This is a genomic window from Tistrella mobilis (genome assembly GCF_041468085.1).
GTDB classification, from domain to species: domain Bacteria; phylum Pseudomonadota; class Alphaproteobacteria; order Tistrellales; family Tistrellaceae; genus Tistrella; species Tistrella mobilis_A.
In genome coordinates this window covers 1,793,002-1,819,650 of sequence record NZ_CP121017.1, presented here as the reverse complement: position 1 = coordinate 1,819,650, position 26,649 = coordinate 1,793,002, and the positions used below count along the sequence as shown (strand labels likewise).

25 protein-coding genes are annotated in these 26,649 nt (G+C 68.5%); 10 read left to right on the top strand and 15 right to left on the bottom strand.

Annotated features, from left to right (window positions below; translation table 11 throughout):
* Window positions 1-11 precede the first annotated feature (11 nt).
* The 5 genes from P7L68_RS14095 to P7L68_RS14075 all read left to right on the top strand — a co-directional run bounded on the left by P7L68_RS14095 (window position 12) and on the right by P7L68_RS14075 (window position 3,903).
* Window positions 12-224, top strand: coding sequence for a DUF3553 domain-containing protein (locus P7L68_RS14095; protein WP_014744739.1), 213 nt, complete (start codon window positions 12-14; stop codon window positions 222-224).
* Window positions 225-511: 287 nt separating this feature from the next.
* The gene (locus P7L68_RS14090; RefSeq protein WP_372006264.1) at window positions 512-1,621 is read left to right on the top strand and encodes a DUF2336 domain-containing protein; all 1,110 of its coding nucleotides are present in this window, start codon (window positions 512-514) and stop codon (window positions 1,619-1,621) included.
* Between the two features lie 164 nt (window positions 1,622-1,785).
* The gene (moaA, locus tag P7L68_RS14085) at window positions 1,786-2,802 is read left to right on the top strand and encodes a GTP 3',8-cyclase MoaA (RefSeq protein WP_372006263.1); all 1,017 of its coding nucleotides are present in this window, start codon (window positions 1,786-1,788) and stop codon (window positions 2,800-2,802) included.
* Between the two features lie 7 nt (window positions 2,803-2,809).
* Window positions 2,810-3,655 (top strand): NAD kinase, encoded by an 846-nt coding sequence (locus P7L68_RS14080; protein ID WP_372006262.1) that lies wholly within the window; start codon window positions 2,810-2,812, stop codon window positions 3,653-3,655.
* A gap of 44 nt (window positions 3,656-3,699) precedes the next feature.
* Window positions 3,700-3,903 carry a DUF1289 domain-containing protein gene (locus P7L68_RS14075; protein WP_372006261.1) on the top strand — a complete coding sequence of 68 codons (204 nt, stop codon included), beginning with the start codon at window positions 3,700-3,702 and terminating at the stop codon, window positions 3,901-3,903.
* A gap of 29 nt (window positions 3,904-3,932) precedes the next feature.
* Here P7L68_RS14075 and P7L68_RS14070 read toward each other — a convergent pair whose 3' ends face one another.
* Together P7L68_RS14070 and P7L68_RS14065 are read right to left on the bottom strand one after the other, a co-directional pair.
* On the bottom strand, window positions 3,933-6,116 hold the full coding sequence (locus P7L68_RS14070) for a diguanylate cyclase (protein WP_372006260.1): 2,184 nt from the start codon (window positions 6,114-6,116) through the stop codon (window positions 3,933-3,935).
* Between the two features lie 197 nt (window positions 6,117-6,313).
* Window positions 6,314-7,135 (bottom strand): YdcF family protein, encoded by an 822-nt coding sequence (locus P7L68_RS14065; protein ID WP_372006259.1) that lies wholly within the window; start codon window positions 7,133-7,135, stop codon window positions 6,314-6,316.
* A gap of 197 nt (window positions 7,136-7,332) precedes the next feature.
* Between P7L68_RS14065 and P7L68_RS14060 the strand changes: the two genes are divergently transcribed.
* Window positions 7,333-8,682 carry a protoglobin domain-containing protein gene (locus tag P7L68_RS14060; RefSeq protein WP_372006258.1) on the top strand — a complete coding sequence of 450 codons (1,350 nt, stop codon included), beginning with the start codon at window positions 7,333-7,335 and terminating at the stop codon, window positions 8,680-8,682.
* 80 nt (window positions 8,683-8,762) lie between these two features.
* Here P7L68_RS14060 and P7L68_RS14055 read toward each other — a convergent pair whose 3' ends face one another.
* Entirely contained in the window at window positions 8,763-9,764 is a 1,002-nt protein-coding gene (locus P7L68_RS14055) for a helix-turn-helix transcriptional regulator (protein WP_372006257.1), read from the bottom strand.
* A 263-nt stretch (window positions 9,765-10,027) separates the two neighbouring features.
* Here P7L68_RS14055 and P7L68_RS14050 point away from each other — a divergent pair, with 263 nt between their 5' ends.
* Window positions 10,028-11,206 carry a serine hydrolase domain-containing protein gene (locus P7L68_RS14050; protein WP_372006256.1) on the top strand — a complete coding sequence of 393 codons (1,179 nt, stop codon included), beginning with the start codon at window positions 10,028-10,030 and terminating at the stop codon, window positions 11,204-11,206.
* Between the two features lie 91 nt (window positions 11,207-11,297).
* Here P7L68_RS14050 and pepN read toward each other — a convergent pair whose 3' ends face one another.
* The 10 genes from pepN to sugE all read right to left on the bottom strand — a co-directional run bounded on the left by pepN (window position 11,298) and on the right by sugE (window position 21,189).
* Window positions 11,298-13,961 (bottom strand): aminopeptidase N, encoded by a 2,664-nt coding sequence (pepN, locus tag P7L68_RS14045; protein ID WP_372006255.1) that lies wholly within the window; start codon window positions 13,959-13,961, stop codon window positions 11,298-11,300.
* A 97-nt stretch (window positions 13,962-14,058) separates the two neighbouring features.
* Window positions 14,059-14,379, bottom strand: coding sequence for an AzlD domain-containing protein (locus tag P7L68_RS14040; RefSeq protein WP_372006254.1), 321 nt, complete (start codon window positions 14,377-14,379; stop codon window positions 14,059-14,061).
* On the bottom strand, window positions 14,379-15,146 hold the full coding sequence (locus tag P7L68_RS14035) for an AzlC family ABC transporter permease (protein WP_372006253.1): 768 nt from the start codon (window positions 15,144-15,146) through the stop codon (window positions 14,379-14,381). Before P7L68_RS14035 ends, P7L68_RS14040 begins: the two co-directional genes overlap by 1 nt.
* A 39-nt stretch (window positions 15,147-15,185) precedes the next feature.
* Window positions 15,186-15,476, bottom strand: a complete 291-nt coding sequence (locus P7L68_RS14030; protein ID WP_372006252.1) for a hypothetical protein — start codon at window positions 15,474-15,476, stop codon at window positions 15,186-15,188.
* Between the two features lie 126 nt (window positions 15,477-15,602).
* On the bottom strand, window positions 15,603-17,198 hold the full coding sequence (locus P7L68_RS14025) for an AMP-binding protein (protein ID WP_372006251.1): 1,596 nt from the start codon (window positions 17,196-17,198) through the stop codon (window positions 15,603-15,605).
* Window positions 17,199-17,202: 4 nt separating this feature from the next.
* Entirely contained in the window at window positions 17,203-18,507 is a 1,305-nt protein-coding gene (locus P7L68_RS14020; RefSeq protein ID WP_372006250.1) for a TRAP transporter large permease, read from the bottom strand.
* On the bottom strand, window positions 18,504-18,977 hold the full coding sequence (locus tag P7L68_RS14015) for a TRAP transporter small permease (protein ID WP_372006845.1): 474 nt from the start codon (window positions 18,975-18,977) through the stop codon (window positions 18,504-18,506). The genes P7L68_RS14020 and P7L68_RS14015 overlap by 4 nt, the downstream gene beginning before the upstream one ends.
* Before the next feature lie 19 nt (window positions 18,978-18,996).
* Entirely contained in the window at window positions 18,997-20,058 is a 1,062-nt protein-coding gene (locus tag P7L68_RS14010; RefSeq protein WP_372006249.1) for a TRAP transporter substrate-binding protein, read from the bottom strand.
* 290 nt (window positions 20,059-20,348) lie between these two features.
* Window positions 20,349-20,702, bottom strand: a complete 354-nt coding sequence (locus P7L68_RS14005) for an HPF/RaiA family ribosome-associated protein (protein WP_372006248.1) — start codon at window positions 20,700-20,702, stop codon at window positions 20,349-20,351.
* A 166-nt stretch (window positions 20,703-20,868) separates the two neighbouring features.
* Window positions 20,869-21,189 carry a quaternary ammonium compound efflux SMR transporter SugE gene (gene sugE / locus P7L68_RS14000; RefSeq protein WP_372006247.1) on the bottom strand — a complete coding sequence of 107 codons (321 nt, stop codon included), beginning with the start codon at window positions 21,187-21,189 and terminating at the stop codon, window positions 20,869-20,871.
* Between the two features lie 191 nt (window positions 21,190-21,380).
* Here sugE and P7L68_RS13995 point away from each other — a divergent pair, with 191 nt between their 5' ends.
* Window positions 21,381-22,106, top strand: a complete 726-nt coding sequence (locus P7L68_RS13995) for an NTP transferase domain-containing protein (RefSeq protein WP_372006246.1) — start codon at window positions 21,381-21,383, stop codon at window positions 22,104-22,106.
* Between the two features lie 98 nt (window positions 22,107-22,204).
* A complete protein-coding gene (locus P7L68_RS13990; RefSeq protein WP_372006245.1) occupies window positions 22,205-22,543 on the top strand; it encodes an STAS domain-containing protein in 339 nt (112 codons plus the stop codon).
* 30 nt (window positions 22,544-22,573) lie between these two features.
* Here P7L68_RS13990 and atzF read toward each other — a convergent pair whose 3' ends face one another.
* Window positions 22,574-24,397 carry an allophanate hydrolase gene (atzF, locus tag P7L68_RS13985; protein WP_372006244.1) on the bottom strand — a complete coding sequence of 608 codons (1,824 nt, stop codon included), beginning with the start codon at window positions 24,395-24,397 and terminating at the stop codon, window positions 22,574-22,576.
* Window positions 24,394-25,128: a GntR family transcriptional regulator gene (locus tag P7L68_RS13980; protein WP_372006243.1), complete on the bottom strand. Its 735-nt coding sequence runs from the start codon at window positions 25,126-25,128 to the stop codon at window positions 24,394-24,396. The genes atzF and P7L68_RS13980 overlap by 4 nt, the downstream gene beginning before the upstream one ends.
* Window positions 25,129-25,518: 390 nt before the next feature.
* On the opposite strand from P7L68_RS13980, the gene P7L68_RS13975 reads away from it, so the two are divergent.
* Window positions 25,519-26,646, top strand: coding sequence for a BMP family ABC transporter substrate-binding protein (locus P7L68_RS13975; protein ID WP_372006242.1), 1,128 nt, complete (start codon window positions 25,519-25,521; stop codon window positions 26,644-26,646).
* The last annotated feature ends 3 nt before the right edge of the window (window positions 26,647-26,649 follow it).

Below are 26,649 nucleotides of genomic sequence, written 5' to 3'. Positions count from 1 at the left end.
AGGATCGTCAGATGACCACGCCGGCACCTTACGGCATGCTGTACCCGCCGGGAAGCCTCGTCCGCCTGCCCGGCCAACCCGATTGGGGGCTGGGTCAGGTCCAGAGCGTGGCCGCCCATCGCGTCACCGTCAATTTCGAACATGGCGGAAAGCGCACCGTGCATGCAGACGTCGTAGATCTGGAACTGGTCCGCGGACCGAACCCGCCAGATGATGACGATTGAGCGACCAATGGCGCCGGAAAGCCACGGTACCGCTTTTGCGGTTGCAGCCGTCATCCGGGCTTCGTAAATACAGGATGCGCCGGGCACATCGTCCAGCGAGACCTGTCTCCGCCAAGGGCCACGGCCTGCGGTCACTCTGCTATGGACCGGCCTTCGGCCGCTCTGCCACGGAACGTGATGATACCTGCCCCCGCATCACCATACCCGTCCCGGGACACTTCGATGATCCGCATCGTGGATCCCGTTGTCGTGGCAAGGGAAGCCGGGCCATATCGGGGAAGCTGCTGGTGGTCAGCGGGGGGATCGTGATCGAACGCGAGGTCGAAGCACTCGCGCGGGCAGCTCTCCAGAAGCCGCCATCGCAGCGGCAGGCGATTGCCGGCACCATCGCAACGATGCTGATCGACCGCGAGCGCAAACTGACTGAACGGGTACGCGGCGTCGTCGCCCATCTGATCCAGCCACTGGTCGCCGATATCGAACATACGCTGCGGCGTGAACTCGCAGAAGAACTGGCGGCGATGCCCGAGGCGGGTGAGCTGCCGCCCAATCTGTTCGTGATGCTGGCGAACGACCAGATCGAGGTCGCCCATCCTCTGCTGTCGCGGTCGCCTATTCTGACCGACCCCGATCTGATCGCCATCGCGCGGGAACGCTCTTCTGCCCATCGCACCGCCATCGCCCAGCGCCCTGATCTGAGCGACGCCGTCACCGGTGCCCTGCTGGACGCCGCAGAGGCCGAGGTGGTGACGGCACGGCTGGCAAACCGCGCCGCACCGCTGTCGCCGAAGCTTCTTGAACGTATCGTGATGCTGTCGCAGCGGATGGAGGTGATCCAGCCGCCGCTGCTGCAACGCCAGGAACTGCCCGCGGGGCTTGCCTACCGGATGTTCTGGTGGGTGGGGGCGTCGCTGCGCCGCCATATCGTCCAGCGCTTCGACGTCTCGCCCGAGATGATCGAACGGGCCGTTGCCCGCGTCGTCGACCGCAGGGTGACCGAGACCGGCCGCCTGGCCGAGGATCAGGGCCGGGCACGCCAGCGGGTCGCCATGCTGGCACGCGGCGGCGGCGTCACCGAGACCTTCCTGTTGCAAAGCTATCGCCAGGGCGAGATCGCGCTGTTCGAAGCGGCACTTGCCCATATGACCGACATCCGACCGGTCACCGCCCGCCGGATCGCCTTCGAGACCACCGGCCAGGCACTGGCCATCGCCTGCAAGGCCGCCGACGTCACCCGCCAGGGCTTCTCTACGCTGTTCATGCTGACCCGCAAGATGAGCCGCGGCACCAGGGTGTCGGATCCCAAGGATCTGCTTGAAGCGGTGGCGTTTTTCGACATGGTCGACCGCCGACGGGGGCTCGCCATCCTGGCGCTCTGGGATGGCGACGCGATCTGATCGCCGGGGCTGGCGCTGCCCGGTTGCGCTGCGGCCCTTGCGCGGCAACCTCTGCGCCGCCACAATGTTGTCCCAAGACAGCCCGGTGAACGGGACACGCCCCCGATGATGGGCCTCCGGACGAGCGAGCCGCCGCAGTGAGCCAGACCCGCAACGCCCACCCCATGTCTCTGAACGATCGCCCGCCTCTGGTCGATCCTTTCGGGCGGCATGTGCACTACATGCGCCTGTCGGTGACGGATCGCTGCGATCTGCGCTGCGTGTACTGCATGGCCGAAAGCATGACCTTCCTGCCCAAGGCCGATCTGCTGACGCTGGAGGAACTGGCCCGGCTGTCGCGGGCCTTCATGGTTCTTGGCGTGCGCAAGCTGCGCCTCACCGGTGGCGAGCCGCTGGTCCGCCGCGGGATCATGGATCTGATCGGCGAGCTGGGCCGGGATGTCGCCGCCGGCCGGCTTGAGGAACTCACGCTCACCACCAACGCCACCCAGCTCGATCGGCATGCCGAAGGGCTCTACCGGGCCGGCGTGCGGCGGATCAACGTGTCGATCGACAGCCGCGACCCGGTGCGCTTCCAGCGCATCACCCGCTGGGGTACGCTCGACCGGGTGATGAACGGCATCGCCGCCGCCAAGGCGGCGGGGCTGGCAGTCAAGATCAACATGGTGGCGCTGCGGGGCGAGAACGAAGACGAGATTGAGGACATGGTCCGCTGGTGCGGCGAGAACCGGTTCGACCTCACCCTGATCGAGACCATGCCGCTCGGCGAGATCGACGAGGACCGGGTCGACCAGTATCTCTCTCTGGCCGAGGTTCGCCGCAGGCTGGAGGCCCGCTTCACCCTGACCGACCTGCCCGACCGCACGGGCGGCCCGGCCCGCTATGTGCGGATCGCCGAAACCGGCGGCCGGCTGGGATTCATCACCCCGCTCAGCCACAATTTCTGCGAAAGCTGCAACCGGGTCAGGGTGACCTGCACGGGTCGGTTGTACATGTGCCTGGGCCAGGATGATCAGGTCGACCTGCGCGAGCCGCTCCGCGCCAGCCCGGGCGACGACGCGCCCCTGATCGCGGCCATCCGCCGCGGCATCGACGCCAAGCCCAAGGGCCATGACTTTGTGATCGAGCGCCGGGGCGCCGCCCCTGCCCTCACCCGGCATATGAGCATGACGGGCGGCTGACCGGCAGATGACCCAGATCCCGAGCCACGGTGCTGCAACGGCAGGCGCCACGATGGTTGGCAGCCCGCCGGTGACGGCCGCCGCCATCCGGATCCCCACCTTCGCAGTGGTTGCAGGTGACACGGAAGAAGCGCGCGCCGGTCAGGCGGCGATCGAAGCCGCCTATGCCACGGTCCCGCCCGAAACGGCGGAGGTGATCGTGGCCCTGGGCGGCGACGGGCTGATGCTGGAAACCCTGCACCGCTTCATGGACCGCGATGTGCCGATCTATGGCATGAATTGCGGAACGGTCGGCTTTCTGATGAACGAGTTCCGGGTGGAAGGGCTGGACCAGCGGCTGGCCGAGGCCGTGCCGGCCACGATCTATCCGCTGCTGATGCGGGCCTTTACCGTCGACGGCACCGAACACAGGGCGCTGGCGATCAACGAGGTGTCGCTGCTGCGCGAAACCCGCCAGACCGCCAAGCTGCGCATCCTGGTCGACGGGATCGAACGCCAACCCATGCTGATCGCCGACGGGGCGCTGGTCTCCACGCCCGCCGGCAGCACCGCCTATAACCTGTCGGCACACGGCCCCATCCTGCCGCTGCGCGCAGGCGTGCTGGCGCTGACCCCGATCAGCGCCTTCCGGCCGCGGCGCTGGCGCGGTGCCCTTCTGGCCGATACCGCGACCATCACTTTTGAGATCCTGGAGCCGATGAAACGGCCGGTGAGCGCGGTTGCCGATTATACCGAGGTCCGCGACGTGCGTCGGGTGGATGTCGCCCGCGATCCGGCGCGCGAGCTTACCCTGCTGTTCGACCGCGGCCACAGCCTGGAAGAGCGCATCCTGCGCGAACAGTTCGAACCCTGATCCCACAGAGTCCCTGACCCACAGAGCCGGAGCCCCGCTGACCGATGACCGTCGCCTCGCCCTGCGTCAATGTCTGCCGCATCAGCACCGTTACCGGCTGGTGCGAAGGCTGCTATCGCACCATCGACGAGATCCGCGCCTGGCGCCGGCTGGATGACGACGGCAAGCAGACGATCCTGGAGCATGTCGAGGATCGTCGCCGCGACATCCGCGCCGGGCGGGTAACGCCGGCCGGCGCCGGCAACTGACGGCAGATGCACGAAGGCCGGCTGACGGCTCAGCCCGTCAGTATTCCGGCCGTCTGAACCTGACCGTCCAGCATCACACGATCGCGCCCGGCATGCTTGGCGGCATAAAGGGCTGCATCGGCAGCCGCGATCAGGCGGGCATCGTCGTCCACAGTCTCAGGGAAAACCGCGACGCCGAGTGAGATGGTAACCGGCCCCAATGCCGCGTCGTCGCTTTCTTCCACCGTCCCGGCCAGGGCACGGCGGAAGGCGTCAGCGCGGGCAACGGCATCAGCGGCGGTGGCGCCCGGCATCAGGATCAGGAATTCCTCGCCGCCATAGCGGCAGACCACATCGCTCTGCCGGAAATGATCGGCCATGACCCGGGCAGTCATCCGCAGCACGCGGTCGCCCGCCTCATGGCCATGGGCATCGTTGAAACGCTTGAAATGGTCGATATCGGCCATGATCGCCGCCAGCGGCCGCCCGTCGCGGCGTGCCACGGCCACCTCGCGTGCCAGGGTTTCATCGGCGAAACGGCGGTTATACAGGCCGGTCAGCGGGTCGCGGATGGTCATGCCCCGCAGCGTCTCCCGCAGTTTGACGTTGGCGATCGACAGGGCCACACGGTCCAGCGCCGCAATCTCGCCTTCGGCCCAGTCGGTGCGATCGTCCGTATCGTCGCGCTCCAGGGTAACCATCCCCAGAATCTCGCCATGGGCGATGAGGGGCACACAGAGGTGCCGGCCAGGCACAGCCTCCAGATGCCGGCAGATCGGCATCGTCCCGTCGGCCCGGCTGACATGAGCATGCCCCAGGCGCAGCGACCAGCAATCATCCTCGGTGATGCCGTGCCCGGGCAGCAGCGGCGCCCCCCAGACTGCCGCGGGTTCCAGCGCAGCCTGTCCCGGCCGGTGCAGGAAGGCCCGCCCGCGATCGCCGTTCGACAGCGACGGCATCATCCGCGCCAATACATCCATCGCCTCGTCGACCGAGGCGCAGGACTGAATCAGATCGGTCATGCGGCCCGCAATCCGTTCGCGGTTGCGTCCGCGTTCCAGATCGCGCGCCCTGAGGCGTGCCGCCTCATGCGCATCGGCAAGTTCCGCCGTCCGGGCCGCCACCGTGCGCTCCATCCCCGCCAGGGCCCGCTGCAGGGCGTCTTCCGCACGGTTGCGCTGGACTTCGCGCTCCGCCAGATCCGCGAAGAGCGCATCCAGGGTCGAGGCGAGATCGCTGATCTCGCGCACTTTCGAGACATCGGGGATATGGCGTGGCGCCTCGCCCCGGGCCATGGCCTTGGCATAATGCGACAGGCGGCCGAGCGGACGCACCAGCACCATGCGCATGACCGCCATCGACAGAATGACGAGACCGGCCGAAAGCCAGAGCGCCAGCACGAAGTTGCTCGACATCAGCGCACGAACCGGGCCGAACAGGCGCGCCTCATCCATCGAGATGCCAAGGGTCAGGGACTCGGTGCCGAAGGAGACCGCCTCCAGCATCATCACTCGTTCCGGAAGGTCCTGCGCCGCCGGAAGGCTGAACACGGGCGTCACAGACCCGACATCCGCAGCCATGGCGGTCCCGCCGTTCCTCCCCATCCGCAGGGCACTGGCCACCCCCGCCGGCTCGGGCGGCGGAACCGGGCCCGCATGGACGACCAGCGCACCCTCTGACGACCAGAGCGTCACCGCGCTATCCGCCGGCAACTCCGCCCGGATCCCCTGCACAAAGGCGAGCAGGTCGATCGAGGCCCCGACGACGGCAACCGGCCGGCCCTGCGGGTCGCGGACCGGCATCACCACGGGCAGGATCGGGCGGCCATTGGCCATGCCCGGCAACCATCCGGCGACCAGCGGCTCCGTGGCCGTCAGCGCCGCCGCAAAATAAGGCCGTGCACCAAGACTGGCCGGCTGGCCGTCCACCGCCGGCAGAGGCCGGGCCGTGCAGATGATCCGCCCGGACATGTCGGTGACGAACATGTTGTTGTAAATCGGCCGCAGATGCACGAGCTGGGCAAACCGCGCATCACAATCCGAATCGTTCATGCCCGGCACGCCACCAGCGGCCATCGCGGCGATCAGCTGCCGCGCGGCATCGATCCGTTGGCGCAGTTCCTGAGCGGCGGTATGCGTGGTCACTGAAAACTGCTGGCCGACGCGCTGCTGATCCAGCCGCCCGGTGGTAATCACCGACCAGCCCAGAACCGCCATCAGGGGCAGGACGGTCATGACCGTCAGTGCCAGTGCCAGCTGTCTGATACCAATGTTCCGCATAGCCTCACTTCGGGTCGCCGTCTTTACCCAAAGAATCCGAAGTCATGCAAATTGCAACATGCATTCCTTCAGCAAGAATTCCCCTAGGAAACAGGTATAATGAGGTGCAGCGGCCAGCACAACAGCATCGTTGTTAAATCAAAATCACCCATTCATTCAGATGAGCGGCGATCCACCGGAGCGGGAAAGATATGCTCCAGGCGCCCGCTCAGCCTGTAGGCGAGCAGGCCCAACCATTCACGCGTTGCCATATGGATCTGCCACAGACGATCAACGAAGCGGTAGTCATTCCATCCCCAGATCGGCCCGAGCGCATTGTAATCGACCGGGTACGCCCGGATATTCCAGCCATCGGTGGTGAACACACCATAGGACCGCGGCATGTGATAGGCGCTCGTGATCAGAATCCAGGGACGGCTGACCACATCCCCGACGAGCGCGCGGGTAAAGGTGGCATTCTCCCAGGTATCCCGACTGCGGCTTTCGATAAGCAGGCGATCCGCCGGTACGCCCAGATCCAGCAGCAGGGCCTCGGCCACCGGGCCGCCGCTCGCCTCGGGATCGCTGTAAAAACCGCTGCCGCCGGTGAAGACCACCGGCAGATCGGGGCGCAGCCGGGACAGAATCGCAGCCTCGGTGAAACGCTCGCCCCCCAATCCGATCGCCGGCTGGCCATGGGCGCGGGTCAATCGCCCGTCTTCGGCGCCGCCGAGCACGATGATGCCGGCGAAATCGCCGTCAATGACCGCCTGCCGCTCCATCTGCGGGAACCGGCCCTCCAGGGGGGAGAGCAGCCAGTCATCCAGCGGCGTGAACAGCATCACGAGCAGTGCCAGGCCGCCGACGGTGCCGAGAAACCGTGCCAGCCGGCGCAGTCCCAGCCAACGGATCAGGGGTGCCGCCGACAGCATGATCAGTACGAGGGTGACTGGCAGGATCAGATGCCCGACCAGCTTGGACAGCGAAAAGAACATGGGCGGAGATCCCGTTGAGGATGGCCGGACGTCGACACCGGCGGAGCCGGCGACTGCCCAGGCCGGATACGCATTCCGTAATGATTTATCAACTCTCTTACCCTTAAAATTTGGAATTGGTCCGCGTCGTGCCCTGCAAGAGGCCGTGCGCGCACCCCAGAAAAGCGTCACGCAGCAACAGGTTGGTCCCGAACATCATGGCTTCGCCCGTCACCGCATCGGCGCTCGACGCCGATCGTCTGCGCTTTCTCGGCATCGATGCCGCCACCATCGCCGACCTCGCCCTGGTCCGGCCGGTGGTCGAAGCCGAGATCGAGGATCTGCTGGAGGTCTTCTACCGCACGCTTTCGACCTACCCGCCGATGCAGGCCCTGATCGCGAAACCGGGGATGGTTAACCATCTGAAGACGTCGCAGAAAGCACATTGGATGGCGCTGATGTCGGGGCGGTTCGATGCCGACTATGTCGCGCGCGCCACCCGGATCGGCAATGCCCATGTCCGCATCGGCCTGGAACCGCGCTGGTATATGGGCGGCTATCAGATGGTGCTGCAGCGCCTGCTCGCCGCCATCTCGCGGACCTATCGCTGGTCGCACGACAAGCGGGAACGCGCCATGGCGGCGGTCAGCCGTGTCGTGTTCCTGGACATGGATCTGGCGATGGAACAGTACATCACCGGTATCATGGCCCAGGTCCGCGCGGCTCGCCTGGAAGCGGCAAGTGAGCTCGACGCCTCGATCCGCGGTGTGGTCGAGGATCTGACCCGGACGGTCGGGCGGCTGGGCGGGGCCTCGAACGGGCTGACCAGTGCCGCCGACATGGCCCGCAGCGAGGCGAGCAGCGTGGCCGGCGCCGCGGAGCAGGCGGCCGCCAATGTCGATGCGGTGGCTGCCGCGTCCGAGGAACTGTCGCGGTCGATCAGCGAGATCGCCGGTCAGGTGTCGCAGTCGTCGGAAATCGCCCGGCAGGCGGTGGAGGATGCACGCCAGACCACGACCACCGTCTCGGGCATGCTGGGTGCCGCCGGCAAGGTGGGCGAGATCGTCCAGCTGATCAACGACATCGCCGAGCAGACCAATCTTCTGGCGCTCAACGCCACCATCGAGGCGGCGCGCGCCGGCGCGGCCGGCAAGGGTTTCGCCGTGGTGGCGGGCGAGGTGAAGAACCTCGCCGCCCAGACGGCGCGTGCGACCGAGGATATCAGCGCCCAGGTCGGCGACATGCGCAACGTCGCCTCGGCCACCGCCCAGGCGATCGAAAAGATCGCCGAGACCATCCGCCGGATGAACGAAATCGCGACGGGTGTCGCCGCCGCGGTGGAGGAACAGAGCGCCGCCACCCGCGACATCGCGCTCAACATCCAGCAGGTCTCATCCGGCACCCGCGAGGTGACCCGCGGTGTTTCGGGCATCGAGCGGGTGAACGCCGACACCAAGACCGCCGCCGATGAAGTGGCCGAAACCGCCCGGGCGCTGGAGGCCCGCGCCAACCATCTGTCGACCGAAATGACCGGCTTCATGAACCGGCTGCGCGCCAGTCGCGACTGAGCATTGACCGGACAATGCGCACCCGCGTCCGGTTGAGGAACGCCCGCAGGACCCGAGAGGGCCTGCGGGCGTTCGTCGTTTCAGGGCCGCAGCGTCTCCGACGGACGCTCGCCGAAGCGCGCGCGATAGCTGCGGGCGAATTCCCCCAGATTGACATAGCCCAGCGCATAGGCGGCGCGCGACACGGTCATGTCCGACCCGCCCGCCTGCAGCAGGCGGCGCACCTCCTGCAGGCGGCGTTCGCGCAGGAAGGCGCTGGGGGTGTAGCCGCGGAAACGCCTGAAGGCCTCGGTCAGGCTGCGCAGGCTGACGCCCGCCACCCGGGCGACCTCGGTCATCGATGGCAGGCTGGCCGCATGCTCCGCCATGTAGTGCTCGGCGATGCGGACATGGCGCGGCGCCACGCCGCGCCTGGGCTCATCCAGGTCGAGCCCGGCCTGTGCCGCCCACTCGTTCAGCAGATGGATGCAGACGGTCTGCTCCAGATGCCGGCCCACCCGGTCCGCGGCCAGCCGATCCGGGGCTTCCGCGATCGCCCGGACCAGATACTCCATCAGCGCGAGCCAGGCCGAGCCCCGCCCGCCGATCCGGCATTTGTGCTGCCAGAGCGCATCGCCCGGCACGAAGCCCAGCCAGTCGCGACAGGTCTGTTCCAGCACCGCATGCGGGATGGTCAGGTTCAGCTGCAGATGGTCGGGATCGAAATCGATCAGGTGGTCGATCCGGCTGCAATCGGCCACGAAGCTTTCGCCGACGCCGGTATCCTCGAACTGCCGCGCCGTCGCGGCGTGGCGGGCATTGCCGGCGATGGTGGTCAGCACCACCGCATTGCCGGCATCCTCGGACCAGTCCTGCACGCGGACCGGAATGCCGTAGGCGAAGCGGGTGACGATGATCCGCCCCACCCGCGCCGAATGCATGGTCGAGGCCGGCGTCGCGGCCCTGCCCGTGGGCGTCACCAGATAGGGCATATAGACCCGGTTCGACCAGTCGCGGATCTCGTCCCAGTCGCGGGAATTAACCTTGTGATGCTGGCGGATCGGGTTGCCCCGGGCGTCATAGATCAGCGCATCTTTCAGCATGTGCCCGCCTCCCCTGTCGAAGCACGCAGACGTCTTCCCTTTGCGGGTGGTTCGTTGTGATCACGATAGCGCCCGGCCCCGGTGGCTGGCGAGATGCCGGCGGGGCGGCGATGCAGAAACTGCCGATATCCGACAGATCCTGCCGATGCCGGATAGAGACGGACCACCCCTGCCCGCTACCCTTGCTCGCCATGGGCCCCAAGGTCGAACCCCGCCCGGATCGAGAGCGGAGAGTCCGGGGGCTCCGTCCAGGGAGGATGGCAATGACCGAGACACTGAAAGCCGCCGCCGATGCAGTGCTGAACCGGGCCGTGACCGAGGGCCCCGGTCTGCCGGGCGTGGTTGCCGTGGCGACCGATCGCAAGGGCGACATTTATCGTGGTGCCGCAGGCCTGCGCGCCGCCGGCGGGGATATGCCGATGACGGAGGATACCGTCTTCGCGATCTTCTCCACCACCAAGGCGCTGACCGGCACCGCCGTGTTGCAGCTGGTGGAAGACGGCCTGCTCGACCTCGACGCCCCGGCGCGCGACTATCTGCCGGCGCTGGGCCGGGTGCAGGTGATCGAAGGCTTCGAGGCCGATGGCAGCCCGCGGCTGCGGGCGCCCCGGCGCGAGATCACCACCCGCATGCTGCTGCTGCACACCGCAGGCTTCGGCTACGACTTCTTCAACCCGGTCTATGAGCGCCTGGCCAGCACGCGCGGCCAGCCGAGCGTGATCACCGCCACCGGGGCCGCGCTCGACACGCCGCTGCTGTTCGATCCGGGCGAGGCCTGGGAATACGGCAGCAATATCGATCAGGCCGGCCGGGTGGTGGAGGCGATCACCGGCCGCCGCCTGGGCGAGGTGATGCAGAGCCGGATCCTGGATCCGCTGGGCATGACCGACACCGCCTTCACCATGACCGCCGACATGCGGGCGCGTCTGGCGGTGATGCATCAGCGCGGGGCGGATGGCAGCCTGACGCCCCTGCCCGACTTCATGCTGCCCCAGGATCCCGAGATCCATATGGGCGGCCATGGCCTGCAATCGACCGCCACCGACTACACGAAATTCATCCGCATGTGGCTGAATGACGGCATGGGCCCCGACGGGCCGGTGCTGCGGCCCGAAACCGTGCGGATGGCGGCGCAGAACGGGCTGGGCGAGATGAAGATCAAGATGCTGCCCGGCGTGATCCCCACGCTGTCGAACGATGCCGAATTCTTCCCCGGCATGCCCAAATCCTGGGGGTTGACCTTCATGATCAATGACGAGCCGGCCCCCACCGGCCGCCCGGCGGGTGCCCTCGCCTGGGCGGGGCTCGCCAATCTTTTCTACTGGATCGACCCGGAGACCGGGCTCGGCGGATTCTGGGCCACCCAGATCCTGCCCTTCGCCGATGCCGCCTCGGTCGGCGGCTATCTCGCCTTCGAGACAGCGGTCTATCGGCACAGATGACGGGGACAAAAACAGGGGGCGGCACCCTGACGGCGCCGCCCCTTCCCGGTCAGTCGCACAGCCTCGGTCGCGCAGCCTCGGTCGCGTAACCTCAGGCCAGCGACTTGCTGACCATCTCGTACACATCGCGCGACAGGCCCTGGCGGGCGGCGATGCGCTCCAGCGCCTGGCGCATCAGGGCCTGACGCTGGTCGTCATAGCGCCGCCAGCGCTTGAACGGCCCCACCAGCCGGGCGGCGATCTGCGGGTTGCTGGCATCCAGCGTGATGATCTGATCGGCCAGAAAATCGTAGCCGCGGCCCGATGCCTCGTGGAAGCCGCGCGGATTGCTGGCGGCGAAGGCGCCGATCAGCGAGCGCACCCGGTTGGGGTTGCGCATCGAAAAGGCCGGATGCTCCATCAGCTTCAGCACATGGTCGAGCGCATTGGCGCGCGAGGCCGTCGCCTGAACCATGAACCACTTGTCGACCACCAGCGGCTCATCCTTCCAGCGGGCGTAGAAGGCGTCGAAGGCCGGCTGCGACAGCTCGTCTTCCTGATCGGCCAGCACCAGCAGGCCGCCCAGCGCGTCTGTCATATTGTCGGCGGTCTCGAAGCGCCGGCGGGCGCGCTCCAGCCCGGCCGCGCCGCCCGGGGCGCCCAGATAGGCCAGGCACAGATTGGCCAGCGACCGCCGGCCCACCGAGGCCGGATCGAAGCTGTAGGGCTTGCCCGCATCCTCGGCCGCCAGCCGGTCGAAGACCTCCAGCAGCAGCCCTTCCAGGCTGCGGCCGATCTCGCGCCGGACGAACTGCCGGGCGGCGGTGATGCCCTCGACATCGATCCGGGTCATGGTCTCGGCCAGATAGCTCTCCCCCGGCAGGGTCAGCGCTTCGGCGATCAGCGCCGGATCCAGGCTGTCATCGCCGATCGTGCGGGCGAAGGCGTCGCGGAAATCGTCGGGCAGCACAAGCGGACGGCCGGCGCCGACATCGGCGATCAGGCGGTGGATCACCCGGATCGCATAGGTCTGCGCCGCTTCCCAGCGGTTGAAGGCATCGTCGTCATGGCCCATCAGGAAGGCCAGATCGGCGTCTTCCGCACGCGTCTCCAGCTTGACCGGCGCCGAGAAGCCGCGGAGCAGCGAGGGCACCGGTCGCTCGGCCACATCGGCGAAGGTGAAGCGGGTGACGCGATCCTCCAGCACCAGCACCCGCTCGGTCACGCCGGCTTCGGGCGCATCGGCCGCCTCGTTGGCCAGGCGCAGCGGCAGGGGGGCACCATCGGCCCCGATCAGCGCGGTGCGCACGGGGATCACCATCGGCTTCTTCACCGGCTGGCCGGGGGTCGGCTTCAGGGTCTGGGTAAAGGTCAGCTCGAAGCTGCGGCTTTCGGGATCATGGCGGGTTTCGACCGAAACCTCGGGCGTGCCCGCCTGGACGTACCAGCGGAAGAAATCGGTCAGATCCAGCTCGTTGGCATCGGCATGGGCGCGGACGAAATCCTCGCAGGTCACCGCCTGGCCGTCATGACGCTCGAAATAGAGATCCATGCCCCGGGCGAAGGCCTCGGGCCCGATCAGGGTGTGGAGCATGCGGATCACCTCGGCGCCCTTGTTGTAGACGGTCGAGGTGTAGAAGTTGCTGATTTCGATATAGCTGTCGGGCCGGACGGGATGGGCGGTCGGCCCCGCATCCTCGGGAAACTGGGCGGCGCGCAGCACCCGGACATCGTGGATGCGCGATACGGCCGCCGACTGGTGGTCGGCCACGAACTGCTGCTCGCGGAAGACGGTCAGCCCTTCCTTCAGGCTGAGCTGGAACCAGTCGCGGCAGGTGATGCGGTTGCCGGTCCAGTTGTGGAAGTATTCATGCGCGACCACCGCCTCGATCCCGCCGTAATCGGAATCGGTCGCGGTGTCGGGGCGGGCCAGAATGTACTTCGAATTGAAGACGTTAAGACCCTTGTTCTCCATCGCCCCCATATTGAAGTCGTCGACCGCGACGATCATGTAGATGTCGAGATCGTATTCCCGGCCATAGGCGCGCTCGTCCCAGATCATCGCCTTCTTCAGCGAGGCCATGGCGTGCTCGCACTTGTCGGCGTTGCGCGGCTCGACATAGAGCCGGAGCGAGACCTCGCGGCCGTTCATGGTGGTGAACGGGCTTTCGCAGAGCGCCAGATCGCCCGCGACCAGAGCGAAGAGATAGCTGGGCTTCGGGAACGGGTCTTCCCAGGTGATGTGCCGGAGCCCGTCCTCGCCGATCTCGTCGGCCACCGGATTGCCGTTGGACAGCATCACCGGCAGCACCGCCGGATCGCCGATGATGGTGGTGCGGTAGCGCGCCATCACATCGGGCCGGTCGGGGAAATAGGTGATCTTGCGGAAGCCTTCCGCCTCGCACTGGGTGCAGAAGATGCCGTTGGAGAGGTAGAGCCCCTCCAGCGCGGTATTGCCCGCCGGGTCGATCTCGGTCACCACCGTCAGCTCGAAGACGGCCGGGACCTTGCGGATCACCAGGCGTTCCTCTTCCTGCAGCCAGCGGTCGGGGCCGACGGGCGCACCGTCGATCGCCACCGAAACCAGCTTCAGCCCGGCACCGTTCAGCACCAGCGGTGCATCGGCCGGCGTGCCGGCGGTTCGCTCCATCCGCGAGACGGCGGTCACCCGGGTGGCATGCGGATCGAGCCGGAATTCCAGATCGATCGACGGCACCAGATAGGCCGGCGGGGTGTACTCGGAGAGCAGGATGGTCTTCGGCGTATCGGTCTTCATGCGCGTCCCGGTAGAAGCGAAGCGATGCCGGCCACCGGGCCGGCCTCATCCTTCGATCCTGCACCCCCGTGCCGCCGGGGGCAAGAACGCATCGGCATCAGCTGCCGCCAATTCCCCCGGCCATGGCCCAGGCGACGGCAATGCCGATCACGACGGTGATGGCAAGCGGCGCCCGGGCGAAGGCGGCAGCCGCCGCGGCGGCGGCAACGGCCAGGCCGGCGGTTGCGCCACCCTCGATCTGGAACACACCGGGCACGATCAGCGCCCCCAGCGCGGCAAAGGGCACGGCATCCAGAAAGGCCTGAAGCCGGCGGCCGGGCCGCCAGCCCGCGGGCAGCAGGGCCGGCAGCACCCGCGGCACGGCGGTGGCTGCCGCCATGCCCAGAATGGTAACCAGCAGCAGGGTGTCCGACATCATCACCCGCCCCTCCCCAGCCGACGCCCGGTCGCATCGGTGGCGGGTTCGGGCGCCGACCCGCCGCCCGAGATGAAGGCATGACCGCCGGCCACGCACAGAATGGCGACCAGCAGCGCGATGCCGGCCGGCAGAACGGCGCTCAGGGCGGCATTCAGGATCGCGGCGGCGCTCACCACCAGCACCATCGCCGGCCGCGCCTTCAGCCCCGGCACCAGCAGGGCCACGAACAGCGCGTAGAGCCCCGCAGCCATGGCGGCGCGCAGATCCGCCGGCACCAGCGCACCGGCCGCGATGCCGCCCAGCGTGCCGGCGATCCACGACAGATAAATGGCAAGCACCAGCGTCCCCAGAGCGGCCGGCCGGGCCGCGGCCGGATCGCGGGCGAAACTCGCGGCCGCGAAAGCCTCGTCGGTGATGCCGGCATAGAGCGCCATCCGCCAGGGGCGCTTCAGCAGGCCGACCGCCGGGCGGATGCCGGGCAGCGCCAGGGTCATCACCATATGGCGCAGGTTCAGCACGCCCACCGCCAGCACGATCGCCGGCATGGCGGTGCCGGCGGCGATCAGCGCCACGGCCATGAACTGCGAGGCGCCGGCATAGACCAGCACCGACATGGCCACCGCCGCCCAGGCCGGCAGCCCGGATTCGGTCGCAAGCAGGCCGAAAGAGAAGGCCACGGAAAAATAGGCGGCCATGATCGGCAGGGCCAGTTTCAGCCCGGCGATCACCGGCGACGACACGTCGTCCGGTCGATTGACATCCGACATCGGCGGGGGAGTCCTGATCGGTCGGGAACGGGAGGCGGATCAGCGCTGTCGCAGGGGCGGGGCCATGAGCAAACGTCCGCGCGCACCGGCGATCCGCTGAAGGGTCTTCATGCCGCGGACCAGATCGAACAGGCGCGGCATGTCGGCGGCGGCACGGGCCGCACGCGCGGCGCTGCGGGTGCGATCGTGCAGATCCGCCAGATCGTCGAGCGCCATGCGCATGAGCATGGCCTCCAGGGCGGGGCGGCGCGGATCGGCCTCCGCCAGGGCCAGCACCTGGGGCACCGACCCGGCATCTGTGTCCGACGCGGGAGAGGGCGAGGCGAACATGGGTCGCAACCTCGATCAAAGAGAGACCGGATGCGCCGGACCAGGATCCGGCAACAGATGGCGCCCACCGTTCCCCAGGCCGGGGCCGGCGTCAAGGCATGTCGTACACAATCATGAATTTATCATCTAGATCTGTCGTTCGCGTCCTTGCCAATAGCGGTCGCGGATCTCGCGCTTCAGCACCTTGCCGACCGGGCTGCGCGGCAGTTCCGGCCAGATCTCCACGGTCTTCGGCGCCTTCACGCCACCCAGTTCCGCGCGCAGGCGCATCGCCAGGGCGTCGGCATCCAGCACACCCGGCGCGGCCGGCTCTATGATCGCGGTCACCGCCTCCCCCCAGACCGGGTGCGGTATGCCGATCACCGCACAGTCGCGCACCGCAGGGTCGGCCAGGATGGCGCGCTCCACCTCCGCCGAATAGACGTTGAAGCCGCCGGTGATGATCATGTCCCGGGCCCGATCGACGATCGACACATAGCCGGCCTGGTCCATGAACCCCAGATCGCCGGTGCGGTGCCAGTCGCCGAAGCGGTGTTCGGCCGTCAGCTCCGGCCGGCCGTCATAGCCGGGGGTGACAAGGCTGCCGCGGAAACAGATCTCGCCGGTCTCGCCACGCGGCAGCTCCCGGCCCTCGGGATCGCGGATCGAGACCTGAGACGCGATCCCCGGCCGGCCGGCCGAGACCATGCGCCCGTGATCCCCGGCGACAAGCGCCGCGACATGTTCGGCCGCGCTCATGAACGTGCCCATCAGCGGGATTTCCGCCTGGCCATAGCCCTGAACCAGAACCGGGCCGAACAGGGCCATCGCCTCGGCCAGCTTGTCGGGGGCCATGGGGGCGGCGGAATAGATCAGGTAGCGCAGCGACGAGAGATCATGGCCATGGGTCGACCGGTCGGCCAGGATCATGTAGATGACCGTCGGCGGCAGAAAGAGGTGTGTCACGCGATGGCGTTCGATCGCATCCATGATCACCGCCGGGTCTGCCTTGGGCAGGATCACGGTGGTGGCCCCGCCGGCCATCAGCGGCAGCGCGATCACGCCGGCGGCATGGGTCATGGGGGCTGCCACCAGATGCACCGGCCGTTCGCCGGCCGGCATCGGCATATGGGCCCAGATCGACAGGGTCAGCGCCTCCCACATCCGGTCGGTCCAGACCACGCCCTTGGGCCGGCCGGTGGTGCCGCCGGTCGACAGGATCGCCGACACCCGGTCCGGATCATGCACCGGGTCGGGCGCCGGCGGCGGCGGGGCCGCGATCAGCTCCGCCGCCCGCACCAGATGCAACGGCCGCGCGGGCGGTTCCGGCAGAACGCCGGCCTCAAGCAGCAGCACCGCCCCGATCCCCGGCACTGCGTCCAGGATCTGCGGCAGATCGGGCAGGAAGGCATCGGCGATCGCCAGCACGGCCACCCGCGCCTGTTTCATGATGAACAGGTTTTCAGACAGCGCATTGCGGGCGTTGATCGGAACCCACACCACGCCGGCCCGCATGCAGGCCAGCACGGCGGCAAAACCCATGACGGCGTTGGGGGAATAGACGGCCACCCGCAACTGCCCCGCCCCCTCGTCCGGAAGCCCGGCCAGCCAGCCCGCCAGCGCTTCGACCCGCGCATTCAGGCCACGATAGTCGACCGGCGGATCATCGCTTCCGACCTCTATCGCCGCAGCCGCGTCGGGGGCCAGCTGCAGGCCGCGCAGGAACGGGTCGATCGGACGCATCGCTTCACCCCATGGTCGATGGCAGCCACAGCACGATGCCGGGCGCCAGGCAGATCAGGAACACACGCACCAGATCGGCGGCGACGAAGGGGGCAACGCCGCGATAGATGGTGGCAAGCCCGACATCGCGGGCGATGGTATTCAGCACCAGCACGTTCAATCCGTAAGGCGGGGTGATCAGCCCGATCTCCACCGTCATGGTCACCACCACGCCGAACCAGATCGGATCGAAGCCCAGCGCCACCGCCACCGGATAGGTGATCGGCACGGTCAGCACGATCATCGCCAGCGTGTCGAGCACGCAGCCGAGCAGGAAATAGCCGGCCAGCATGGCCGCCATTACCCCCCAGGGCGACAGGCCGGTTTCGGTCAGGGCCTGAACCAGCAGCTGGGGCGCCCGGGTCAGCGCCAGGAAATAGCCGAAGACCAGGGCCCCGATCAGCACCACCATCACCGAGGCGGCGCTGCGGGCCGCCTCGGTCAGGGCACCGCTTACGGCCGCCGGCGTCAACCGGCCGCGGATCAGCCCCACCGCCGCCACCGCCAGCGCGCCCATGGCACCGGCTTCGCCAGGCGCGAAAACGCCCAGATACAGGCCGCCGATGATGCCGAGAAAGATCGCCGCCACCGCCCAAAGCCCACCCAGGCTGGCCAGCCGCTCCGACCAGCTTGCGGCAGCACCGCGAGGGGCCGCCTCAGGCCGGCGCCGGGCGATCAGAATCACCGTCAGCGCATAAAGCGCCACCGCCAGCACACCCGGCAGCAGCCCCGCGACGAACAGCCGGCCGATATCCTGTTCGGTCAGCAGCCCGTACAGCGCCAGCACCAGCGAGGGCGGAATCAGGATGCCCAACGTCCCCCCGGCCGCCACGGTGCCGGCGGCGAAGCCGGGCGCATAGCCGCGCGCCCGCATCTCCGGCAGGGCCACCCGCGCCATGGCGGCGGTAGAGGCGACGGAAGAGCCGCAGATCCCGGCGAAACCGGCGCTGGCCAGAATGGTGGCGAGGCCGAGCCCGCCCCGCGCCCGGCCCGCCCAGGCATGGCCGGCGGTGTACAGCTCGCGCCCCAGCCCGGTGTGATTGGCAAGCGCGCTCATGGCGATGAACATCGGGATCAGCAGCATGTCATAGCCGGTCAGCGTGCGCAGCGGCGACTGCACCGCCACCGCCGCAGCCGGGTTGACCCCGATCAGCGCCGCAATGCCGCCCAGCCCGGCAATGAGCATGGCGAAGCCCACCGGCACGCGCAGAAGGGCGAGCAGGAACAGGCCGCCGAAGCCGCCGAGCGCCGCGATTCCGCCATCGATCATCCGCCAGTCTCCCCGCTTGCCGGCGCCAGCAGCCGCAGCAGGGCCAGCAGCGCCGCCACGACCAGCCCCGCCGCCATCACCAGATGGGCGGGCCAGAGCGGCAGCTGCAGATCGGCCGTGGTCTCGCCCGAGGCCAGCAGCAGGCCGGTGCCGAGCACGCCGGACCGGGCCAGCAGCACGGCACCGGCAAGCGCCCCCACGCCGCCCAGAACCGCCACCGCCGCCGCCAACGGCCGCGGCAGGGCGCGGGCGACATCGATCCGGATCAGCTCGTCGGCAGCGATGGCCGCGGCGATCCCCCAGCAGGCGGCGATGCCGCCGGTCAGCCGGACAAGATCGAAACCGTCGGGCACGGCATAGCCGAAGAGATAGCGGGCAAGCGCGGTCACCCCGCCGGCCGCCACCGCCAGGCCGAGCGCGGCCGCCGCCGCCGCACCGGCAAAGCGCCCGGCGACCGCCACCACCCGCATCAACACCACCTGCACAGGATCAGCGCGGGACGGGCGGTGCCGCAGCCGCGATCGCGGCCTCCAGCTCGGCCAGCGCAGCGGCGCCGTCCAGGCCCCGGGCGGTGGCGTCGGCAATCCACTGCGCCCGGAAGGGCTTGCCGGTCTCGGCCCAGAGCGCGCGCTGCGCGGCATCCGGATTGGTGAAGGTCTGGTTCGGCAGCGCGGCCAAGGCGCCGCGGCCGGCGCGTTCCCAGTCACCCCAGGCATTCGATTGCCGCACGGCCTGATCGGTCGAGCAATGGGCGTCGATGGCTGCCCGGGCATCGCCGCTCAACCCCTGATACCAGCGGGTATTGGCGAGATAAAGCACCGGCACGCTGTAGAGTGGCAGATCCATATGGTTGTTCAGCACCTTGTCGAGCCCGAAGGAGACCAGGGTGCCGTAGGCGAGCGTCGCCGCATCGATCACGCCGCGTGCCGCCGCCTCGCGCGCTTCGGGCGCGCTGATCGACACGGCGGAGGCCCCCATCGAGGCGAAGAGCCGGCCGACCAGGGCCGAGCCCGGGCGCAGCTTCATGCCCTCCACATCCTGCGGCACCGTCACCGGCTTGCGGCTGTGAAGGATGCCGGGTTCCTGGACGATACCCAGGCAGTAGGTCACCTCGGGCATCTCGCGGGGTGCGAGTGGCCGGTACCATCGATCGAAGGGAGCCGCGGCCTGCGCGGCTGACGGCACCAGGAAGGGCAGTTCCAGCACCGAGACGACGGGGAAGCGACCGGGGGTGTAGCCTGGCACCACCAGCGCCAGATCGGCGATGCCGTTGGCGACCATGTCGTAATGGTCGCGCGCTTTGCCCAGCTGTTCGGCCGGGAAGACCTGAACGTCGAGCGTGCCTTTCGAATCGGCGGTCACCGCCCTGGCCCAGCCGTCCACCCCCTGATGCAAGGCATGGGTGGTGGGCACCCAATGAGCGAAGCGCACCGCCTGCCCCGCCGCATCGGCCCTGCCGCCCAGCCCCAGCAGCATCGATGCCGCCGCCAGGCCACACGCCATCACCCGCCGCATCCGCCTGCGGCGGATGCCCGTTGCCGTCTCCGTCATCTGACCGTCCCCTCGCCCTGTCTGACGTGCCCGCCCGATGATGCGCTGTCCGATGATGCGCTGCCCGGTACCCGTCCGCTGCTCTCATGCAGTCTTATGGTTGAATGGACCGGCACATCTCTTCTCTGAGGGTTATATCAGCACGTATGGTTTTTCAAGAGCTTTGATCATCGCGGGACACGTGCATGCGCCGGCAGTACATCAGCCCCGCGCCGGCAACGAAAAGGCCCGCCGGAGGCCGGCGGGCCGGTTGGAGATCTGGGGTGTTCTCTTCCCGTCCCGGGCAGGGATCAGGCGATACGGCGCTCACGGCCGGCGCGGCGCTGCGACAGCCGGGTCGCCAGCTGCCGGCGGGCGGTGTCCATCGCATCGCGGACGACCTGCACCACGTCATCGGGGCCGGAGACACGCGGGCGGATGCGGGTCACCACGATGTCCGGCCCGGGCACCGCCATTTCCACCCGCACGGTCAGGCCCTGCACGCGATCGTCGGGAGTGCGGTTCGCTGCCTCGATCACGATCTGGAGCTGCTCGATACGTCCGCCCATGCGGTAGAGAAGCTCAGCCCGATCGTGTATCGCCGTCTCGATCGCCGGGGAACGGTCGAGGTTGCGGAAAGTGATGGTCGGCGAACCTTTGGTCATGATCGGTCTCCATCTGGATCAGGGCTGCAGCCGAGGCGCCGCAGCCTCTATTGATCCACTTGGGCGCCTTTCGCGTGCAGTTCACGGCTTGACAAAAACTTCTTCCATGTTCCAGGGCAAATCCGGGCTGCGACCTGCCGCCGCAGCCCGAAAACGTAATTTAATGTCAATGAGATGCCAGAATCTTCAGGCCCACGATGCCGGAGACGATCAGCAGGATGCAGCCCAGACGCGCCGCGGTCGCCGGTTCGCCCAGCACGAAGATGCCGAACAGCACCGTGCCGACGGTGCCGATGCCGGTCCAGACCGCATAGGCGGTGCCCAGCGGCAGGCTGCGCAAAGCCACGCCCAGCAGCACCACGGATGCGGCCATCGCACCGGCGGTCAGCACCGACGGCCAGAGCCGGGTGAAGCCATGGGTGTATTTGAGCCCGACGGCCCAGCCGATTTCGAACAGGCCGGCAATGACGAGGATGATCCAGGACATGTGCGGAGACCTCCCGCAATGAAGCGCAGGGTCGTCCCCGCAGAGGCGCCGGAACCGGGATCCGGAAGGAGGCCGGATCCGGGCGGAAGGTCGTCCCTCCGCGGCGCGTCACGATCTGCCGCTATATAGCCGCCGGCGGGGCATGCGTCCAGTGCGCGCATGGCTGGCCCCCGCGGCCGGGGAATGCCAAGATGTCGAAGGCAGCGCTCCGCACACCGCAGAAGGAACAGGCGATGACGGCACGGACGGAGATCGCGGGACTGATCCTGAACGGCGGCCAGGCCATGCGCATGGGGGGCGTCGACAAGGGCGCCCTGGAACTGGCCGGCCGGCCGATGCTGATCCACGTCATCGACCGCATCCGCCCCCAGGTCGGCCATCTGGCGATCAGTATCCGTGCCGGCCGCACGCTTCCCCGCATCGCCGGCGACACGCCGCCCGGCTGCGCCTCGGGCGCGCTCCGTGCGCTGATCGATCAGCCGGGGCCGCCGATCGGGCCGATCGCCGGCATCGAGGCCGGTCTTGCCTGGGCCGCCACGCTCACCCCCTGCCCCCGCGCCCTGCTGGTGGTGCCCAACGACGCGCCGCTGCTGCCCGAGGGTCTCGTGCGCGGCCTGCTCGCCGCCCTGCCCGCGGGCGGCCCGCCGCGCCCGGCGGTGGCCGCAAGTTTTGGCCGCATCCATCCGGTGGTCTCGCTCTGGCCGCTGGCGCTGGCGCCCAGGGTCTCGGCACTGGCCGATACCGCCCGGGCCTGCGCCTCGGGCGGCGGCAGGGCGGCATCGCTCGGCGGGGCGCTGGCGGCACTGGGGGCGGTTGCGGCCGATTTTCCTGCCCGGCGGGATGGCGGCGATCCGTTCCTCAACATCAACACGCCCACGGCCCTGGCGGTCGCCGATGCCGCGGCGCGGCGCGGCTGAGCCCTCCCCCCCACATCGACATCACATAATACCGACATGAAACTGTCATGATTCCGGGGCATGATCCGCCGGACCTTTCCGACCAGGAGCACGCCCAGATGCAGATCTCCGTCCAGAAGTCCGACGATGCCGTCACCCGGATCGTGCTTGAGGGCCGTCTCGACGTCGCCGGCAGCGCCACTGCCGAACTGCCCGTCTCCACCGCCTGCGGTGCCGCCACGAACGTGATCGTCGACATGACCGGCGTGGCCTTCCTGGCCTCGATCGGCATCCGCCTGCTGCTCGCCAATGCCAAGACGGTCACCCGCCGCGGCGGCCGGATGGTTCTGGTCGGCGTGCAGGATCAGGTGGGCCAGACCATCACGATGTCGGGCCTGGCCGACCTGCTGCCGATGGTGGAAGACGAAGACGCGGCGCGCCGGCTGATCGCCGGCTGACGCCGCCCCCTCCCCTCCCGATCCCAGACTTCAGGCCGCGGCCTGGCTTGCCATCCAGGCGCGCCAGCCGCCATGGCCGGTGATGTCGCGGGCCCCTGATGTCGCCGCGGCCTCGCAGATGAAGCCCGCAACCGGGCTGCCGTCGTCCAGCGTCAGCGTGCCGAGGCCGAGCGGCGCGGAAATGCCGGTCACGAAACGGCCGAGGGCCGCCACCGGCATCCGCCAGATCTCGATCGCGATCCCGGCGCCCCCCTCGGCCACCCGCACCAGCCCCGGCCGGGCCGGTGACAGCTGATCCAGCGCATAAAGCCGGTAGACCGGCGCGGTGGTTGCCGCGCGCACGAACTGCGCGCCGGCCGCCACCAGTTCGCCGTTCAGCGGCAGTCCCGCCATATGGGCGCCGACCACCGCGATATCGACCATCCGCCCGGCCTCGACCGGTCCGCGCGGGCCCGCAGGTCCGAGCGGCAACCCCGTCGCACCCGCGGTCAGCCCCGCCGCCCGGTGCAGCCGGTCCCCCAGCGCCAGCAGCCGGCGGTCGGCAAAGGCGGGCGCGAACAGGGTCACGCCGAAGGGCAGCCCGTCGTTGCGAAAGCCGGCCGGCACCGCCACCGCGGCATAATCCAGCAGATTCATGAAGTTGGTGTAATAGCCGAGAGTGCTGTTCAGCCGCACCGGGTCCGCCTCCAGCGCCGCGACGGTATAGGTCGTGCCGGCCGTGGGGGTGATCACCATGTCGACCGCCTCCCACACGGCATCACAGATCCGGCGCAGCTCTTCCAGCCGGTACATGGCGCGGAAGGCCTCCACCGCGGTAACGCCGTGGCCGCCCTCGATGATCCCGCGCACCACGGGATGGCCGGCCTCGGGGTTGGCCGCCAGGAAATCCCCCACCGCAGCCGTGCGCTCCGCCACCCAGGGGCCTTGATAGAGCAGGCGGGCGACCTCAAGGAAGGGGTCCAGGTCGATCTCGACCGCCTCGCCGCCCAGGCTTTCAAGCCGCGCCACGGCGGCGGCGAAGAGTGGCGGGTTGAGCCTGTCGCCGAAAAATTCCAGCGACGCCGCCCTGGGCACGCCGAAGCGGAAGGCGGCCGGAACCGCCGGCAGAGGCTTGCCCCTGGGCCAGGGCACCGGGCGCGAATAGGGATCGGCGGGATCGCTGCCGGCCGCCACATCCAGCACGGCCGCGGCGTCATCGGCGGTCTGGGCAAAGACGGTGACGCAGTCGAGCGAGCGGCAGGCGGGCACCACACCGGCGGCGCTGATCAGCCCGCGGCTGGGCTTCAGCCCCACCATATTGCCGAAAGCGGCCGGCACGCGGCCCGAACCGGCCGTGTCGGTGCCGAGCGAGAACGAGACCAGCCCGGCCGCGGCGGCGACACCCGATCCGGAACTCGACCCGCCGGACACATAGGCGGCATCGAAGGCGCTGCGCGGTGCGCCCCAGGGGGAGCGCACGCCGACCAGGCCGGTGGCGAACTGGTCGAGATTGGTCTTGCCGATCAGCAGCGCGCCCGCCGCCACCAGCCGCGCCACCACCGTCGCCGAGCGGTCAGGCGTGTAGGTGAATTCCGGACAGGCCGCCGTGGTCGGCAGCCCCGCCACGTCGATATTGTCCTTCACCGCAAACGGGATGCCCCAGAGCGGCAACCCCGCGGGCCCCCGCGCCATCAGTGCCCGGGCCTCTGCCAGCAGATCCGCCTCGTCGCGGAGCAGTATCCAGACCGCAGGGTCGGGCCAGGCGCGGATCCGCTCGAAGGCGAGCCGCACCACCATCACGGGGTCGGTCTCGCCGGCGGCATAGGCGGCAGAGAGCCGGGCGATGTCGAAAGCGGCTGGCAGGGTCTGGGTCATCGGGCGGGGTCCTCAACGGGCTGGTCGGGTCTGGCGGTGCTGCGGGCGCGGGTGCCGACATAGGCGACGGAAGCGGCACTGACCGTCAGCACATGGGCGCGGGTTTCGGCGGCGGCGGCCTCGGCATCACCGCGCAGGATCGCCTGCACCATCCGGTCATGTTCCTCGCAGGACGAGGCAAGCCGGCCCAGAACATTGAACTGGGCGCGGCGGAAGGGCGCCAGGCGCTTGCGGGTCAGCCCGACCAGCTCCTCCAGATAGGAGTTATGGGCGCCGGCATAGATCGCCTGGTGGAAGCGGGTGTTGAAGGCGGCATAGTCGTCGGTCGCGCCGGCACGCACCGCGGCGGCGCTTTCCAGATGCAGCGCTTCCAGCCCGCGGCGTTCGGCCCCGGTCATGTGCAGGGCGGCCAGCCGCGCCGCGGCGGCCTCAAGCTCGGCCATGGCCACGAACATCTCTTCAAGCCGGGCCTCGGACATCACCATCACCAGCACGCCGCGATTGGGCCGGCGTTCGGCCAGGCCCATGGCGCAGACCTGGCCCAGGGCTTCACGCACCGGCGTGCGTGAGACATCGAATCGGGCGGCAAGTTCATGCTCGTCCAGCCGCATGCCCGGCAGCAGCCGGCCTTCGATGATGTCGTCGGCAATCGCACGGGCAAGGGTGTCGGCCAGGCTGCGGCGCAGCCCGCCCGGCGGGCCGTCGGTGGCGGGTCGGGTCTGATCGGTCATCGGGGGCCTTCGGCTGCGGATAGGGGGCCAGGGGCTGCATGCGAGTTTGCATGCAAGATGCCAATTGGGCAAATTCCTTATTTTTCTCATTTAAAACAAATTATTAGATCGTCCTGTTCCGAAGGTCTTCCAGGGATATCCGGGGATCATTGCCATTTATGCCTAAATAATAATCATTGCATGCAATCAACGCATAAAAAATGATCATCCACATGCCGACAGCCTCGCCCGTCCTGGCGCTTCGGCAGGCTTTATCCTTTTGAATCAAGTTTTTGTGACGGATCAAACCGCTTGGCACGCGGCTTGCGGACGGCCAGGCAGACCCTTTCGTCGTCAGGCGCCGCCGATCAGGCACCACAGCCCGTCCGTCCCGAGGAGGATGCTTACGTCATGGCCCATGATCTCTCCCTCAACCGTCGCACGCTGCTCAAGGGCGCAGGTGCGCTCGGTCTGCTCGGCGCTGTGTCCGGCCTGCCCTTCCGGCGGGCGCTGGCGGCCGGCAAGCTGACGGTCGGCTTCATCTATGTCGGGCCGCGCGACGATTTCGGCTACAACCAGGCCCATGCCCAGGGCGCCGCGGCGGTGAAGGCGGCCTTCCCGAACGTCACGGTGCTGGAAGAAGAAAACGTGCCCGAGACGATCGAGGTCCAGAAGACCATCGAGAGCATGATCAATCTCGACGGCGCCGAACTGATCTTCCCCACCTCCTTCGGCTATTACGATCCGCATGTGATGAAGATGGCGGAGAAGTATCCCGACGTGACCTTCCTGCATTGCGGCGGTCTCTGGGCCGAGGGGCACCCGAAGAACGCCCACAGCTATTTCGGTTATATCGACGAGGCGCAATATCTGTCGGGCGTCGTGGCCGGCCATGCCTCGAAGACGAAGAAGCTGGGCTTTGTCGCCGCCAAGCCGATCCCGCAGGTGCTGCGCAACATCAATGCCTTCACGCTGGGCGCCCGGTCGGTCGACCCCACCATCACCACCCAGGTGATCTTCACCGGCGACTGGTCGATGCCGGTGAAGGAAGCCGAGGCCACCAACAGCCTGGCCGATCAGGGCGCCGACGCCGTGACCTGCCATGTCGACAGCCCCAAGGTGGTGGTGGAGACCGCCGAACGTCGGGGCATGTTCACCTGCGGCTATCACGCCAGCCAGGCGCCGCTGGCGCCCAAGGGCTATCTGACCGGCGCCGAGTGGAACTGGGAGAGCCTTTATCCCCGCTTCGTGAAGGACGCGCTGGCCGGCACCGACATCCCCTCTCTGGTCCGCGGCGGGCTGAAGGAAGGCATCGTCAAGACCTCGGCCTATGGCGCGGCGGCGCCCGAGGCGGGGCGCGCCGCGGCCGATGCGGTCAAGGCACGGTTCATGGCCGGGGATTTCGCGATCTTCAAGGGGCCGGTCAAGGACAACAAGGGTGGCACGGTGATCGCGGAAGGCACCACCCGCGGCCAGACGGATATCGAGCTTGAGAAGATGGATTATCTGGTCGAAGGCGTGATCGGCGCCACCGCCTGACCG

Bases quoted from the DNA above. Each gene is read 5' to 3' on its own strand.
- P7L68_RS14095 (WP_014744739.1), top strand. From the start codon at position 12: ATGACCACGCCGGCACCTTACGGCATGCTGTACCCGCCGGGAAGCCTC.
- moaA (WP_372006263.1), top strand. From the start codon at position 1,786: ATGTCTCTGAACGATCGCCCGCCTCTGGTCGATCCTTTCGGGCGGCAT.
- P7L68_RS14080 (WP_372006262.1), top strand. From the start codon at position 2,810: ATGACCCAGATCCCGAGCCACGGTGCTGCAACGGCAGGCGCCACGATG.
- P7L68_RS14075 (WP_372006261.1), top strand. From the start codon at position 3,700: ATGACCGTCGCCTCGCCCTGCGTCAATGTCTGCCGCATCAGCACCGTT.
- P7L68_RS14070 (WP_372006260.1), bottom strand. From the start codon at position 6,116: ATGACCGTCCTGCCCCTGATGGCGGTTCTGGGCTGGTCGGTGATTACC.
- P7L68_RS14065 (WP_372006259.1), bottom strand. From the start codon at position 7,135: ATGTTCTTTTCGCTGTCCAAGCTGGTCGGGCATCTGATCCTGCCAGTC.
- P7L68_RS14060 (WP_372006258.1), top strand. From the start codon at position 7,333: ATGGCTTCGCCCGTCACCGCATCGGCGCTCGACGCCGATCGTCTGCGC.
- P7L68_RS14055 (WP_372006257.1), bottom strand. From the start codon at position 9,764: ATGCTGAAAGATGCGCTGATCTATGACGCCCGGGGCAACCCGATCCGC.
- P7L68_RS14050 (WP_372006256.1), top strand. From the start codon at position 10,028: ATGACCGAGACACTGAAAGCCGCCGCCGATGCAGTGCTGAACCGGGCC.
- pepN (WP_372006255.1), bottom strand. From the start codon at position 13,961: ATGAAGACCGATACGCCGAAGACCATCCTGCTCTCCGAGTACACCCCG.
- P7L68_RS14040 (WP_372006254.1), bottom strand. From the start codon at position 14,379: ATGATGTCGGACACCCTGCTGCTGGTTACCATTCTGGGCATGGCGGCA.
- P7L68_RS14035 (WP_372006253.1), bottom strand. From the start codon at position 15,146: ATGTCGGATGTCAATCGACCGGACGACGTGTCGTCGCCGGTGATCGCC.
- P7L68_RS14030 (WP_372006252.1), bottom strand. From the start codon at position 15,476: ATGTTCGCCTCGCCCTCTCCCGCGTCGGACACAGATGCCGGGTCGGTG.
- P7L68_RS14025 (WP_372006251.1), bottom strand. From the start codon at position 17,198: ATGCGTCCGATCGACCCGTTCCTGCGCGGCCTGCAGCTGGCCCCCGAC.
- P7L68_RS14020 (WP_372006250.1), bottom strand. From the start codon at position 18,507: ATGATCGATGGCGGAATCGCGGCGCTCGGCGGCTTCGGCGGCCTGTTC.
- P7L68_RS14015 (WP_372006845.1), bottom strand. From the start codon at position 18,977: ATGCGGGTGGTGGCGGTCGCCGGGCGCTTTGCCGGTGCGGCGGCGGCG.
- P7L68_RS14010 (WP_372006249.1), bottom strand. From the start codon at position 20,058: ATGACGGAGACGGCAACGGGCATCCGCCGCAGGCGGATGCGGCGGGTG.
- P7L68_RS14005 (WP_372006248.1), bottom strand. From the start codon at position 20,702: ATGACCAAAGGTTCGCCGACCATCACTTTCCGCAACCTCGACCGTTCC.
- sugE (WP_372006247.1), bottom strand. From the start codon at position 21,189: ATGTCCTGGATCATCCTCGTCATTGCCGGCCTGTTCGAAATCGGCTGG.
- P7L68_RS13995 (WP_372006246.1), top strand. From the start codon at position 21,381: ATGTCGAAGGCAGCGCTCCGCACACCGCAGAAGGAACAGGCGATGACG.
- P7L68_RS13990 (WP_372006245.1), top strand. From the start codon at position 22,205: ATGCAGATCTCCGTCCAGAAGTCCGACGATGCCGTCACCCGGATCGTG.
- atzF (WP_372006244.1), bottom strand. From the start codon at position 24,397: ATGACCCAGACCCTGCCAGCCGCTTTCGACATCGCCCGGCTCTCTGCC.
- P7L68_RS13980 (WP_372006243.1), bottom strand. From the start codon at position 25,128: ATGACCGATCAGACCCGACCCGCCACCGACGGCCCGCCGGGCGGGCTG.
- P7L68_RS13975 (WP_372006242.1), top strand. From the start codon at position 25,519: ATGGCCCATGATCTCTCCCTCAACCGTCGCACGCTGCTCAAGGGCGCA.